The organism is Arthrobacter sp. zg-Y40, assembly GCF_020731535.1.
Classification (GTDB): Bacteria; Actinomycetota; Actinomycetes; order Actinomycetales; family Micrococcaceae; genus Arthrobacter_B.
In genome coordinates, this window is sequence record NZ_JAJFZS010000004.1 from 227,143 (window position 1) to 240,715 (window position 13,573).

The 13,573-nt window shown below is 64.0% G+C and carries 14 protein-coding genes and 1 pseudogene; 8 read left to right on the forward strand and 7 right to left on the reverse strand.

Features of this window, described 5'->3' with window-relative positions:
- Window positions 1-115: 115 nt before the first annotated feature.
- Window positions 116-478 (reverse strand): DUF5997 family protein, encoded by a 363-nt coding sequence (locus tag LJ754_RS06020; RefSeq protein ID WP_227912426.1) that lies wholly within the window; start codon window positions 476-478, stop codon window positions 116-118.
- Between the two features lie 80 nt (window positions 479-558).
- Between LJ754_RS06020 and LJ754_RS06025 the strand changes: the two genes are divergently transcribed.
- The 6 genes from LJ754_RS06025 to LJ754_RS06050 all read left to right on the forward strand — a co-directional run bounded on the left by LJ754_RS06025 (window position 559) and on the right by LJ754_RS06050 (window position 5,547).
- Window positions 559-1,341, forward strand: coding sequence for a LysR family transcriptional regulator substrate-binding protein (locus LJ754_RS06025; RefSeq protein WP_227925933.1), 783 nt, complete (start codon window positions 559-561; stop codon window positions 1,339-1,341).
- A gap of 47 nt (window positions 1,342-1,388) precedes the next feature.
- Window positions 1,389-1,766: a VOC family protein gene (locus tag LJ754_RS06030; RefSeq protein ID WP_227925934.1), complete on the forward strand. Its 378-nt coding sequence runs from the start codon at window positions 1,389-1,391 to the stop codon at window positions 1,764-1,766.
- A 146-nt stretch (window positions 1,767-1,912) separates the two neighbouring features.
- The gene (locus tag LJ754_RS06035) at window positions 1,913-2,281 is read left to right on the forward strand and encodes a DUF6507 family protein (protein WP_227925935.1); all 369 of its coding nucleotides are present in this window, start codon (window positions 1,913-1,915) and stop codon (window positions 2,279-2,281) included.
- A gap of 1 nt (window position 2,282) precedes the next feature.
- Entirely contained in the window at window positions 2,283-3,638 is a 1,356-nt protein-coding gene (locus LJ754_RS06040; protein ID WP_227925936.1) for a hypothetical protein, read from the forward strand.
- 98 nt (window positions 3,639-3,736) lie between these two features.
- Window positions 3,737-4,174 (forward strand): hypothetical protein, encoded by a 438-nt coding sequence (locus LJ754_RS06045; RefSeq protein WP_227925937.1) that lies wholly within the window; start codon window positions 3,737-3,739, stop codon window positions 4,172-4,174.
- Window positions 4,175-4,350: 176 nt separating this feature from the next.
- Entirely contained in the window at window positions 4,351-5,547 is a 1,197-nt protein-coding gene (locus LJ754_RS06050; RefSeq protein WP_227925938.1) for a hypothetical protein, read from the forward strand.
- Window positions 5,548-5,559: 12 nt separating this feature from the next.
- Here LJ754_RS06050 and LJ754_RS06055 read toward each other — a convergent pair whose 3' ends face one another.
- The 3 genes from LJ754_RS06055 to LJ754_RS06065 all read right to left on the reverse strand — a co-directional run bounded on the left by LJ754_RS06055 (window position 5,560) and on the right by LJ754_RS06065 (window position 8,761).
- The gene (locus LJ754_RS06055; RefSeq protein ID WP_227912371.1) at window positions 5,560-7,290 is read right to left on the reverse strand and encodes a cation:proton antiporter; all 1,731 of its coding nucleotides are present in this window, start codon (window positions 7,288-7,290) and stop codon (window positions 5,560-5,562) included.
- Window positions 7,291-7,336: 46 nt separating this feature from the next.
- Window positions 7,337-8,113 (reverse strand): metal-dependent hydrolase, encoded by a 777-nt coding sequence (locus LJ754_RS06060; RefSeq protein ID WP_227912372.1) that lies wholly within the window; start codon window positions 8,111-8,113, stop codon window positions 7,337-7,339.
- Window positions 8,114-8,242: 129 nt separating this feature from the next.
- Window positions 8,243-8,761, reverse strand: coding sequence for a gluconokinase (locus tag LJ754_RS06065; RefSeq protein ID WP_227912373.1), 519 nt, complete (start codon window positions 8,759-8,761; stop codon window positions 8,243-8,245).
- A gap of 215 nt (window positions 8,762-8,976) precedes the next feature.
- On the opposite strand from LJ754_RS06065, the gene LJ754_RS06070 reads away from it, so the two are divergent.
- Window positions 8,977-9,690, forward strand: a complete 714-nt coding sequence (locus tag LJ754_RS06070; RefSeq protein WP_227912374.1) for a FadR/GntR family transcriptional regulator — start codon at window positions 8,977-8,979, stop codon at window positions 9,688-9,690.
- 68 nt (window positions 9,691-9,758) lie between these two features.
- On the opposite strand, the gene LJ754_RS06075 is transcribed toward LJ754_RS06070, so the two are convergent.
- Window positions 9,759-10,256 carry a Dps family protein gene (locus tag LJ754_RS06075; protein ID WP_227912375.1) on the reverse strand — a complete coding sequence of 166 codons (498 nt, stop codon included), beginning with the start codon at window positions 10,254-10,256 and terminating at the stop codon, window positions 9,759-9,761.
- A gap of 264 nt (window positions 10,257-10,520) precedes the next feature.
- Between LJ754_RS06075 and LJ754_RS06080 the strand changes: the two are divergent.
- Window positions 10,521-10,970: pseudogene (locus tag LJ754_RS06080) on the forward strand (SRPBCC family protein); the annotation flags it as partial.
- A 214-nt stretch (window positions 10,971-11,184) separates the two neighbouring features.
- On the opposite strand, the gene LJ754_RS06085 reads toward LJ754_RS06080, so the two are convergent.
- Both LJ754_RS06085 and LJ754_RS06090 read right to left on the reverse strand, forming a co-directional pair.
- Entirely contained in the window at window positions 11,185-12,669 is a 1,485-nt protein-coding gene (locus tag LJ754_RS06085) for an FAD-dependent oxidoreductase (protein ID WP_227925939.1), read from the reverse strand.
- Between the two features lies 1 nt (window position 12,670).
- Window positions 12,671-13,468: an SDR family oxidoreductase gene (locus LJ754_RS06090; RefSeq protein ID WP_227925940.1), complete on the reverse strand. Its 798-nt coding sequence runs from the start codon at window positions 13,466-13,468 to the stop codon at window positions 12,671-12,673.
- Between the last annotated feature and the right edge of the window lie 105 nt (window positions 13,469-13,573).

Below are 13,573 nucleotides of genomic sequence, written 5' to 3' on the forward strand. Positions count from 1 at the left end.
GTGCGGTGATCCAGCCCGGTGCACGTATAGAAACGGTGCATCCGCAGGACACAGAGCACAAAGGAGGGGACCGCCTGGCAGCAGGCGGTCCCCTCCTTTGGAAGCAGAGCGGTACTTAGGAGCGTTCGGCCTTCTTCGCCTCTGCGTCCTTGACCCGCTGGGTTTCGGCGCGGACGGCGGCAAAACTGGCCCGCTCTTCCACGAGCCAGGCCGGGGGCTGGGCGAGCAGTGCCTTGATTTCCTCGGTGGTGAGCGGCTCCGTAATGCCGGACCGGGTCAGGCCGCCAATGGAGATGTTGAGCTTCTGGGCCACCACCGGCCGCGGGTGCGGCCCGTTGCGGCGCAGTTCGCTGAGCCACTCCGGCGGGTTGGACTGGAGTTCGTCAAACTGGGCGCGTGAAATGGGCCCGTCCTGGAAGTCCTGCGGCGCAGCGGGCAGGTAGATGCCCAGTTTCTTGGCTGCCGTGGCAGGCTTCATGGTTTGGGAGGATTTCTCGGTGGTCATATTCCAAGGGTATCCGCACGCCGCCGCCCGGGTCGGTGGGCTAAGGTGTTCTGATGCCCACAGACACTTCAGCTCTTCAGAACGGGGCGACTCCACGGCCGCTGACCGTGGCCTATGTTCCGGGCGTGACCCCGGGTAAATGGATTACCCGCTGGCAGGAACGCAAGGACCAGGAACTGCGGACGTTCCAGTGTGAGGAAGTTGCCGCTGTGGAGGAACTGTCCTCCGGCCGCGCCGATCTCGCTTTTGTACGCCTTCCCGCTTCCGGCTTCACACGTCCGGAGGGGCTGAACCTCATTCCGCTCTATGAGGAGCAGCCGGTTGCCGCAGCGGCGAAGGACCACCCCCTTACGGCGTTCGACGAGGTTGAACTGGCAGATCTGGACGGCGAAACCCTCCTGGACGTGGCAGAAATGGGCGGAGCCGCCGTCGCCCTGGAAGTAGTGGCGGCGGGCAGCGGCGTCGTTATCCTGCCCATGTCGGTGGCGCGGCTGTATTCGCGCAAGGATGTCACGGCCCGCCCCGTGAACGGGGTGCCGCCCACGAGGATCGGCATCGCGTGGCTGCAGGAACGGGACGGCGATGACGTCGAAGAGTTTGTGGGCGTGGTGCGGGGGCGCACTGCCAACAGTTCCCGCCAGCCTTCTGTCCTCGAAGAGCAGAAAACGACGGCGCGGCAGCGGACGAAGGCACGCCAGTCCCGCAGCGAGGGCAAGCCGGCGGCCAAGTCCGGCGGCCGCACGGCAGGCAAGGGCGCCGGCGGCAAGGGAAAAGCCACAGGCAAGGGTGCCGCCAAGGGTGCAGGCAAGAGCGGCAAACCGCGTCGCAGCCGCTGACTTGTACCGCGTACCGCTCCGGACGGATTTGGCGGTACTCTTCGCGGATGCGAATCAAGATGAGCAGTATCCACGTGCTGGACCCGCAGCGGGCCTACGGGTTCTACACGGGGACCCTCGGCATGGAACCCCTGATGGCCATGCCGGAGTACAACCTGTTCATTGTGTGCTCCCCGGAGGAACCGGGAGGGCCAGGCCTCCTGCTTGAACCCAGCGAAGATCCTGTGGCGGAAGCCTACCGGGCCGGGTTGTACGCACAGCAGCTCCCGGTACTGGTGCTTGGTGTCCGGGATGTGCAGGCGGAGTACGACCGGCTCAGCGGCCTGGGGGTGGAGTTCATCGGCGAACCGACCCTGGATGCAATGGGTGCGCAGGCTGTTTTCGACGACGGCTGCGGCAACTACATCCAGCTGCACCAGGACTGAACAGGCCATGTTGCTGCCCTGACCCGCCCTCCAGCATGGGCAGTTCTCCCCATTGCCTTTACGCCGGATGCCGGTAAGTTGTTTTCCGAGCGTCGGCACGGGTGTTGTTCCGGCGCAGAGAATCGGCGGGGGACGATGGGGGACCAATGGCCATATCCGGCTACAACATAGATGTCGCGGGCTGTTCCGGCCTGCTGGCGAGGGTGCGTGACGATGACGGAATAGTCTCCGCTGCATCCGCCTTGGACTCCGCCTATGAAGAGGCGGCGTCCGGATGCGGCAGTCCCGCGGTTGCAGCAGCTTTGGGAGCTGTGCACGAGATGCTTGCCCAGCAGGCGCAGGCTGCTGCGGCCAGGGTGGAGAACGCGGTGGACGGCGTCAGCCAGGCGGTTAGTGCATACATCGTGGGGGACAGCGCCATGGCGGAAACGGCGCGCCAAAGCGTGGACCGGGCACCGGATCTGGAACCGGAACATGCAGCGTTCGGTTCGCGCGGCATGCTGGCGGTGTACTGATATGGCGTTTAACACTGCAGGGCTGAATGGATGGCCGTCGCCGGAGCTGCTGAACGCCGGCGCCCAGGCCATTGGTGATGCGGGTCCAAAACTGGACGACGCCGTGGCTGTTGTTGCAGCGCAGTGGAACGGACTTCAGGGCCTTTACGAGGCGCCCGAAGTGGAAACCGTGCTGGGTGTGTTCGCCAATATCACTCCGCACGGAGAGTTTGTGCGCGCGGCCTCCGAGCTGGCGGCCGCAGCACTGCGTGATTTCGCCGCCGGTATTGAAGGTCTCCAGGCCGCCCGGACAGCTGTCCTGGCGGAGATTGGCGTGCACAATGCCTTTGTCAACAGTGCGGCCTGTACAAAGGAAGATGCCGCCGACGCCGCGGCTAACGCTGGCCAGCTCCAGTCCCAGGTGGATTATCTGACGGCGCAGATGCTGCAACTGGAAGAGGAATGCGTCAACGCTCTCGACGCAGCCACCGGTGAAAGCAACCCGTTTGTCGGTTTCGCAACCAGCTTCCCGGGGGCTATAACGAGCGCCGTCGTGGACGAGGCCCTGAACGCGGTCAAGTCCCATCCCCCCGGACACCCCGGACAGCGCACGTATTTTGACCTGCGTCCAGAGCGCAACGAGCGCCTGTATAACAAGTCGGCGAGGTACCGCAATTACGTGGATACGCATCAGGGACGGTTCGTCCCGGACGTGCCTCTCCGTGATGCAAGCGGGTGGGCAAAGGCTGCCAAAGTCGCCGGACCTGTGGGCACCCTGGTTGGTGGCGGTTTCACTTACAGCGCGCAATACCAGGACGAGTACAACCGGCTTCTGGAAGAGCACCCTGAAATGAGTGAGGACGAGAGGACGGCCCTCGCCCACGAGAAGGCCGTTTTCCGGACGGGCACCAGCATGGCTGCCGGCTGGGGTGCGGGGGCCATGGGCGCAGCGATTGGCAGCTTCGGGGGGCCGTTGGGCACTGTGGTCGGATTTGGAGTGGGCGTCTTCGTGGGATGGCTCGCCGACCACGAGTGGGAGGCGCTGGGCGGCCGGTCTGCCACGGAATTTGTGGGAGACGGACTTCAGGCCGGTTGGGATTATCTGCGGGGGCCGGGGTTGGATTATGCCCAGGAGGGCGTCCAAGCTGCTGGAGATTTCCTTCAGGATAGGGGCGAAGAGCTGAAGGACTTCGCAGCGGAAAAGGGCGAAGACCTCAAGGACTTCGCGAAGGAAAAGGGTGAGGACATTCAGGATTTCGCGAAAGACGCGGCTGACGAGGCCAATAAGCGGATTGATTTCGCCAAGAAGGCTGCTGAGGAAGCCGTCGACAAGGCACGCGAAAAAGTGGGCAACGTAGCTAAGTTGTTCGGAGGCTGAACACGGTCCGCAGTGCCTGCAAATGGTAGGTTTGTAGCGATTTACCACCCTCCCGTACGGGATAAGAACGGCTAAACGAAGAAAAGACAGGGGCAGTTATGGATCCCGAAACCGCGGTAACTCTTGGTGTTGCTGTATTTGGGCTGTTGGTCATGATCCCCGGACTCTTGGTCTACACCGGCCGTTTTAGGCACTACCGCACGGGGCTTAACATCCTTTGGACGGGAGAACCTGCGCTGGCAAGCGCATATATCGGTGCCGCGTTTGCGCTTTTCCCTGTGACGCAGATTGTTATCCAGCCCGGCGTTTATCCGCTGATTGGCCTGGTTTTCCTTCCTTTGTACTTCCTGATGGCAATTATCGGCATACTTGGTAACTTTTGGATGCCGCGCCTGTTCCAGCCCAAATGGATCAGGGAAGAGAGGGCCAGGGAGAAACAGGAACAGCGGATCCGGAAAGCGAAGCAAACGGAAATGAATAGTCTTGCCGGTAGTGAACGCGGTTCAGCCGGAGGATACAGGGAAAGCGACATTTGATGGAGCTGTTTTTCACACGCGTAGCTTTTCGAGGAGTTAGTGCCGCACTCCCGCCCAACTGGGAGCAGGTACCGGGGCCGGAAGGAAGCTGGATAATTGCACACCCTCCGGTGCCCAAGGGGCGGTTCCGCCCGAATCTAATTCTCCGCAGCGGAAAAAACGGCGGAGTTCCCCTCATGCGGATTGCAGCGAACGGGTTGGCTGCCACTATCCGGGAACTTGCTCCTATCCATGTCCTTTCCGTGGATGAGTGGCCGAAGGTGTTTGACACGGAGCGCGGGCAGTCCCTCCCCGGGCGCAGGCACCGGTTCGTGTACACGGCAGAGGGCCACACCGTTTGCGTTGACCGCTGGCTGTGGGTTATAGGAGGCGGGGTCCTCGAGGCCACTGCGAGTTATGCCCTGGAGGATCACACAGCACTCAAACCCCTGTTCGAATACCTCGTGGACCAACTTGCTGTGGTTGATCACGGGTCTACGTATGAACTGCAGCTCGCCAATATCGGGCTGGTCTCCGGTGAAGAGCCTTACCCCGACGCGTATGCCTCCCAGCAGCGGAACACTCCTGTTGAAGGCCTTAAGCAGATTGCAGCCGGTCAGCAGTATTCAGAGGCGGGAATCCTGCTGACCAGTGCCGCCGTTGATCTTTTCCAGAGTCTGACCGGGAGGGGAGGGTTGGGCAGGTTTGAACTCTCCGGTTCCGGGAGGGAGGTCGCAGAGCTCGTGGCCGCCGGCATGGTAACGGAGCAGGGCAAGTTGACCGAAATGGGTGGAGCCTTCCTTGCACCATGCAGCAACAGCGTCGGCCGGCTGAGGGCTGAGGCACACCGCAACGGGGCAGAAAGCGTCGCAGAAGTGTGGATCGGTGAGGATTTGGCGTTGATATCGGCAGATCCTTCGTTCTACGGCTCGTCCCTGCCGGGGGAGGGCAAGCGTGAACTGCGGCTGCTGAAATCCACCGATGCGGCTTTGGTCCTCGTTTCATGGGCGGGGATCGGCCCGGCTTGGACAATGCAGCATGATCCCGTGGTTATTGATGGAGCCACGTTCAATGCACGCGTGGCCGGTGTTGCGGTTCCCGTACCGAACAACACTGAAGCCGTCACAAGGCTCTGGCAGGCGCCGTGGACGGAATGGTCCATTACGCATTTGGAAGCAAACGCCGGCTTCCGGTGGCTTCATGCTGGGGAGGCCGGACACTATTCGGTTATTCCAGCGGACGGGGGCATCCGGCTTGATGCCCAACCCTCATCGCTGGTGTGGGACGCCGTCGTGAGGGTAGTCCACACAGCCCTGACGGGAACGGAGCTGGACCTGTCAACGGATGTTCCGTCCGCCTGGTTGCATGCCCGCCAAGAACCCGCCCGCGGCTAATCCCCGGAAGTCCTAGCGTTCGCCCAGCCGCGGGCGCAGCCGTGATTCCTCCAGATCCAGCAGGCGCTGCGCCTCCGCCAGCGTCCGGGATGCGTACCGCCCTTCGCGCCGGGCCACCAGCAGCTGGTCACGTTCGGCTTCCACGACGGCGCGGCGAAGCCGGCGGTACTGCAGCTGCGGCGTCGCCTCCTCGCTCATGCCCAAGGCGCGTACCCGTTCCCAAGCCAGTTCGCTGCGCAGGAAGGTGCTCTGCCGGACCCGTTCCACCACATCCGGATCAACTTCCTCCCGCGCACCCAGGCATTCCGCCGGTTCTTCCAGAATCGTCAGTCCGGCGCCGCTGAGTTCATCCAGGAGTTTGGCCAGTTCCCGCTGGTCTGCCGCGACGTCGCGTCCCTGGACACCCAGGACCCGGATCACCCACGGCAGGGTTCCACCCTGCAGAAGCAGGGTGGCCACAGCCACGGTAAAGGCAATCAGCACCAGCTGTTCGCGGTACGGGGTCTGTTCCGGCAGGGACTGGGCGGCGGCCAGCGTCACCACTCCGCGCATGCCGGACCAGGAAATCACTACGCCGCCGCGCCAGCCCAGACCCTCGCGGCGCAACTGTTCGACGTCGGCCCGCCGCCGTCGATACAGCAGCTCAGCGCGGCGATGGCGCCTGCGTTTGCGCTCATTGGTGAAGCCACCGGCCTTGATGCGGTCCAAGCCCAGCCGGAACCGCTGGGTCCGCAGGTCCTGGTACCGTACTTTGGCCCGCAGCACGTAGATCAGCGGAGTGACCCAGGCGAAACGGACCAGGACCAGCAGGCCGGTGGTGATCAGTCCGATCAGCACGGCGTCCCACACCGAAAGCAGTGCCGTGTCCACGTTTTCCACCAAATGGCGCAACTCAAGGCCCATCAGCAGGAATACGCCGTTTTCGAGCAGGAACGAGATGGTGCGCCAGTTGATGCTGTCATTGATCCGCACCTGCGCCGTGAACGCTGAAGCGCTGCGGTGTCCCGTGTATAGCCCGGCAACCACCACGGCCAGCACACCCGAGGCGCCCACTTCTTCGGCGGGAATGAACGCCACAAACGGCACCACAAAGGAAATAGCGGTGTCCAGCACCGGGTCGTGCAGCTTGGAACGGAGAAAGACTGTGGCGGCGCCTACCAGCAGTCCCACGGCAATGGCCGTGATGACGGCAAATCCGAAGTCTCCGATGCCTGCCCAGATGCTCGACAGCCCACCGGCCGAGGCAGCCACGGCGGAGCGCAGCAGCACCAGCGCCGTGGCGTCATTGACCAGCCCTTCGCCCTCCAGGACGGTCACCAGCCGCGGCGGCAGTCCCAGCCGCTTGCCGATCGCAGTGGCGGCGACGGCGTCGGGCGGGCTGACGACGGCGCCCAGGGCCACGGCGGCTGCGAAATTCAGGTCCGGGAGCAGCACATAAAGCACCGTCCCGGTGGCGAAGGCGGACACGAGCACCAGGAACACCGAGAGGGAGGAAATCGCGCCGATGTTCCGCCTGAAATCGACCACGGGCACGTTGACAGCCGCCGCGTAGAGCAACGGCGGCAGCACACCCATCAGGATCCACTCATGCGGAACGGAGAACGCCGGCACGCCGGGGGTATAGGACAGGGCAAATCCCACAACCACCAAGATGATGGGAGCCGCGATGCCGAGACGTTTGGAGAAAGCCGCTACGGTCACAATCACCGAAACGCCTACTACTGCGAAGAGAGCCAGTTCCACACTTCAACCCTAGCCCTGCACACAGGGAAGGCTGCAGCCGGGACGGCTAGGTGTACGGTGACCAGCCGGTGACTGCGCTCAGAGCCGCCATGGTGACCCCGAAGATCGCGTAGACAGTGACCGGAACCATGATGGCCCATTCCCGCCAGGAACCGGCCGCTCCGATCAGGGGGAGGGAGAAACTGCCGCTGCTGCGCCAGAGCTTGTTGACCACCGGGAAGCGGGCCAGGGAACGCGGACGTTTGATCCGCAGCGGCCACAGGACCATCACGCCCTGGTGGGTCAGCAGATCACCCAGGATATGCACGGCCACACCCAGGCCCACGGCAACTGGCAGCCAGTCATTGTTCTCCGGTGCGTACACGGCAATGAAAACGGAAAACGCCAGGGCGAGGAACCAACTGCGGGCCGGTCCGCCGGCGATCTTCAGGGCCTTGAAAGCGAAACCCATCAGCAGGACGGACAGGATGCCCGCACCCAGCGCCACCGAACCGAAGACGGGTACGTCCGCCGTCACCTTGCCCAACGCAGTAGCAAGGGCAACAAACACGGCAAGCCCCAGGAGCGAGTGCGTCCCGCGCCGGTGCCCCCCGCTGATGGTTTCGGTGAGGCGGGCCAGGATCTTGGTAATCGGCGGCAGTGAATGGGCTATCGTGCCGCTGTGGTGGTCAAGGTCCGGCAGCAGTGCCGCACCGGCCGTCAACAGGGCACCCGTCACCACGCCCAGCGGTGTGACCGGGTACCAGCCAAGGGCGTGCGGGGCAGTGGAAGCAACGGCAACCCAGGCCGCGGCGCCGCTAGCGGCATGGTGGCCACCCATCATGGTGTAAGAAATCCTTCGAAAGGGCGGAGCAGGCGCCGGTGATAAAGGGCGGAAAAATAGAAAGCTTTCTATTTTTCCACGGTTTCGGGCGGCAGCGGTTCACGGCGACGCCGCCGTGACGATGGCGCCTCAGGCGACGGCGTACCCCAGGTGCCGCAGTACCGTGTCCACTATTTCCGCCGGAGACGAAGTGATGTCCAGGCGGAGGCCGTCTTCGTCCGGTGCCAGCGGCTCCAGGGTGCTCAGCTGGGACGGCAGCAGAGAGGGCGGCATGAAGTGGCCGCTGCGGGTTTTCATGCGTTCTTCCAGCACTTCACTGCTGCCGTCCAGATGGACGAAATGGACGGTGCCGGGCGCCTGGGCGAGCACGTCGCGGTAGGTCCGTTTGAGGGCCGAGCAGGTCACGATGGTGCACCGGCCGTTGCCGGCCTGGGTGCCCATCCAGTCCCTGATCGAATACAGCCACGGCCAGCGGTCCTCATCGTCCAGCGGGGTTCCAGCGGACATCTTGGCAATGTTGGCCGGGGGATGGAATTCATCGGCCTCGGCGGCGATCCAGCCGAGCCGCTTGGAGAGCAGATTGGCGATGGTGGTTTTACCGGAGCCGGAAACACCCATAATCACGAGGTGCTGAGCGGTGGAGGCCATTTCCAACTCCTTGGAGGACGCCGTTGTCGAGGGTTTTGTGAATGCTGAAAGCAATTCGTCACAAAGGTATCACCAAACGCCGCGACGCTATGGGGAGGAGCACTGGACAACTAGGGTGAAGCGAGGTCTGCGGCATCGATCCGTCTTTTGGGGTTGTGTGCAGCCCGCAATGCCAATTGATGCCGTGTACGGAATATAACAGGAATGATGCAGACATGAGTGAACGCGCCGCACCCGCTCCCCAAGCAGCGGTGGTCCTGAACGGCAGAATCATAGAGGTGCTGGGGCAGGACATAGTGTCCGGCGTGCTGATGCCGGGGGACCGGCTGACCCTGGAAGGACTCCAGCAGGAATTCGGTGTTTCCCGGACCGTGGTTCGGGACTGCATGCGGATCCTCGAATCGATGAACCTGGTGTACTCCAAGCGCCGCGTGGGCATTGTGGTTCTGGAACCCGGGTTGTGGAACGTGTTTGATCCGCGCGTCATTAAGTGGCGGCTGCAGGGTCCGGGGAGGACGGAGCAGTTCCGGACCCTGACTGAACTGCGGGTGGGTGTGGAACCAGTGGCTGCCGCGGGCGCCGCCCGCCGGGCCTCCGACGTCGACCGGGCGCGCTTGGTGGAACTCGCGGCAGAGCTGCGCCGGCTGGGCGAAGCCGGGGAACTGGAAGGTTTCCTGCAGGCTGATATTGAATTCCATACACTGTTGCTGCGCGCCAGCGGCAACGATATGTTCGCTTCGCTGCAGGAAGTGGTTGCCGCGGTCCTGACCGGCCGCACCATCCACAAAATGATGCCGCCGCACCCCACCGAGGAAGCGTTGAGCGGACATGCCCTGGTGGCCGCAGCGGTTGCCGGCGGCGACGACGCCGCTGCGCTGGCGCACATGGCCGGACTGCTGGAGGAAGTGCGCCTGGCCGTCTCAGGCTGACCGGCCGGGAATGCAAAAGACCCGCACCTCCGTGGGAACGGCGGCGCGGGTCCTCAGCGAACCAGTGCTTAGCGGGTGGCCTCGAGGTTGCTGTCCTCGGGCGTTACCACCTGTGCCGTGGCGGAGATGTTTTCGGCATCCACCATCCAGGCGTACTGCTCCAGCTTGGCAATGAAGCCGTGCAGGATGTCGGCGGTGGTCGGATCCTCTTCATCCACCTGGTCGTGGACGTCGCGCATGGTCTTGACGACGGCGTTCAGCATCGCCACCACGTGCGTCACGGTGTCGCGGGTGTCCACGAGGCCGGCGGGGAACGGCGGCAGGGTGGTGCCCGAAGCGACGGCTGCGCTGCGGCCGTCCGGAACGGCCCAAAGTGCGCGCATCCGCTCCGCCAGCTCGTCGGTAAAGGTACGTGCGTCTTCGATGATTTCGTCCAGCTGCAGGTGCAGGTCGCGGAAGTTCTTGCCCACCACGTTCCAGTGGGCCTGCTTGCCCTGCAGATGCAGTTCGATCATATCGACCAGGACCGCCTGCAGGTTTGTGGCCAGCTCTTCTGATGCCTTCATGTTTTCCTCCGATGGTGACGAAAAATGAGTACTTCTGCACCTGCCGGGATGCCGGTTCCGGTTCCGGTGCGCCGGCGGGTGGATCGCTTCCCACCCTAACCCGGGGCGCCGTGCCGGACCAGAACCTGCGGAACCCGCAGATGCCAATATAAGCAACCTTACCTTCCGCTTGAACCGGTTGGTGCTGCTGTGTACCGTGAGGAGAACGGGGCTGCTGGTAAAGGGCCCGGCCAGAGGCAGGATTCGCACTACCGGAGGGACAGTATGACCACCGTAGAAGAGTCAATCGACGTAGCAGTACCGGTAACCACTGCCTACAACCAGTGGACCCAGTTTGAGTCGTTTCCGCACTTCATGAACGGCGTAATCTCGATTACCCAGCTTTCGGACACCACCAATCACTGGGTGACCAAGATCGGCGGCACGGAGCGGGAGTTCGATGCCGAGATCACCGAACAGCATCCGGATGAGCGCGTCGCCTGGAAGAGCACAGACGGGAAGTCCCACGCCGGCGTCGTCACGTTCCACCGGTTGGGCGATGCCCAGACCCGGGTCACCGTGCAGCTGGACTGGGACCCGGAAACCCTGGTCGAAAAGCTGGGCTCCGCCGTAGGAGCCGATGACCGGCAGGTGAAGTCCGATCTTAAACGTTTCAAGGAATTCATTGAAAGCCGCGGGTCAGAGACCGGTTCCTGGCGCGGCAACGTGGACGCACCAGGAAACGCTGCCACGGGTTCCGGTGGTCCCGCCGCGGCGCCCGCCGCTCCGGCAACCTCCACCAGCACCGAACGCCTTGCTGCCGCGCCGGAAGCCGATCCGGCCATGGACGATCCCGAATCGGGCGGTCCCCGCGCAGGCTTCTAGCCGGACACAAAAACTGCGGATGCCGTACGGCATCCGCAGTTTTTGGCTTAACCGGCCGGACAGGTCAGGCCGGGTCAAGATCCTTCACGGAAGGCCCTTCGAGCAGCGCGCCTTGGGCGCTGAAGCGCGAACCATGCAGCGGGCAGTCCCAGGACTGTTCAGCATCGTTCCAGTTCAGGACGCCCTTCAAGTGCGGGCACACCGCCGATACCCGGCTGGTTTCTCCGCGAACCGTGCAGATGCCCACGGGCTTGCCGTTCTCCCGGGCAACCACACCCTGCCCCTCCGGCGGAGCGGTGTCCGTGCTCCGGGCCAGCCCGGATGCCCAGCCGGTGAGCATTTCCAGTCCCACTTCGGCGTTGTCCCGCAGGGTGGAGGCGGCATCCAGCGGTGCGACCCGGGGCTTGTACAGTTCCCTTGCCCACGGGTTCTCGCCGCCCAGGATTTCCGCGCTCAGGGCCAGTGAGGCGGCAACCGCGTTGGTCATGCCCCACTTGTTGTAGCCGGTGGCGGCATAGATGTTGGCGCCCATCAGCGGCAGTTGGCCCACGTAGGGAAGGCTCCGCGCCGGCGCGTAGTCCTGCGCCGACCAGGCGTAGCTCGCTGCGGTGCCCACTTCGAAGTTCTCCACGGTCCACCCCACCAGGTCATCGACCAGCTCCTGGGTGTTTTTCTTCCGCCCCACGGTGTGTCCGTTGCCGCCGGCGAGCAGGTACGACATGCCGTCCACCTCGGCGGTCCGGAGCGAGCGGGTGGGGGAATCCACCGACAGGTACATACCCTGGGGCACCGCGCCGGTGACGGGCAGCGCCGCGGCATAGGACCGTTCGGGCTTCAGGACACTGAAGTAGCCGCCGCGGTCCAGGATTGGAATGCCGGTGGCCAGCACGAGGTTCCGGGCACTAACCTCGCCCTGTCCGGTCAGTACCGTGATTCCGGCCCCCTCCTGGTGTTTGGCCCCGGTCACCCGGACGCCCTCTACCAGTGTTCCCCCGTGCGCGCGGTAATCCTGAGCCAGCCCGGCCAACACTTCCAGGGGATGGATCTGCGCCTGGCCGGTCAGCCGCAGCGCCCCCGTGACCTCATAGGGCAGCTCGGTGTCCTCGGTCAGTTCAACGTCCAGGCCGGCCGCCCGGGCGGCTTCCTGTTCCTTGAGCAGGGACTTCCGCCCCTGTTCGGTAGTGGCATAGGTGTACGCGTCGCGGGTCTCGTACCCAATGCCGTTCTCGTCGCAGAAGCGCAGCAGCCAGCTCTGTCCCTGCCGGTTGGCTTCCACGTACTGCCCGGCAATTTCGGCGTTGTGATGCGAGGTGATCCCCGAGAGGATGGTCCCCTGCAGCAGTGAGAGCTTTGCCGTGGTGTTGCCGGTGGTAACGGCGCCCACCGTCCGGGCTTCCAGGATCACCACCTTCTGGCCGCTGCGGGCCAGCAGTGCTGCGGTGGTCAGGCCGGTCAGGCCGGCACCTACAACCACGGTGTCGTAGGCGGCCCCGGGTTCAAACGGGCCGGAGGGGATGGCGGGTGCGGAGTCGAGCCAAAGGGATAACATGTCAGCCTTCCCGCCATTCTGATGAGGTGATGTGGGAGCCGCCCTGCGGGCCCATTTGGAGCATGCCGCCGTCGACGGCCCACGAAGCGCCGGTGACGTAGGACGACGCCGGCGAAGCCAGGAAAGCGACAACGTCGGCGATTTCGCGGGCATCACCGGGACGGCCGAGGGGAATGCCGGGGCGGTCCTCGCTCCGCGGATCGGTGTCTTCCTGATCCGTCATGGGAGTGGCGATTTCACCCGGCTCCACTGAATTCGCGGTAATCCCGTAGCTGCCCAGTTCCAGCGCGATGGTTTTCATCAGGCCGCCCAGACCGTGCTTGGAGGCGGTGTAGGCGGCGGCGCCCACGCGGGGCTGCACCTCATGGACGCTGGTGACAGCTATCAGCCGGCCGCCGTTGCCGGCCGCGACCATCCGCTGCGCTGCCCGCTGCAGGCACACAAAGGCCCCGCTGAGGTTTGTGTCCACGGTGGTGCGCCACGCGTCATAGGCCAGGTCAAGGAACTTCTGCCCGTCACCGGTGCCGGCGTTGCTGACAAAAACGTCCAACCCGCCCAGCTGCTCCGCCAGTGCATCCACGACATCGGCGCAGCCGGGCAGGTCCGTGGTGTCCAGACGCGCGACGACGGCGTTGCGGCCGTGCGATCGGATCTCTTCCGCCGTGTCCCGGGCTCCTTGCTGATCGGAATGCCAGGTCACTCCCACATCCATTCCGGCTTTGGCCAGGGCGACAGCCGTGGCGCGTCCTATCCCGGAATCAGACCCGGTCACGATGGCCGTTTTCGGCTCAAAGCTCATTGGTACCCCCTCGTGGTCGTGGAAAGTCAGTATGCTTCCCACCTTGCCCCAATTGTGCAACAGTTTAAAGTCCTGATTACCTAATCCTCCCGGTCCGGTCCCCGG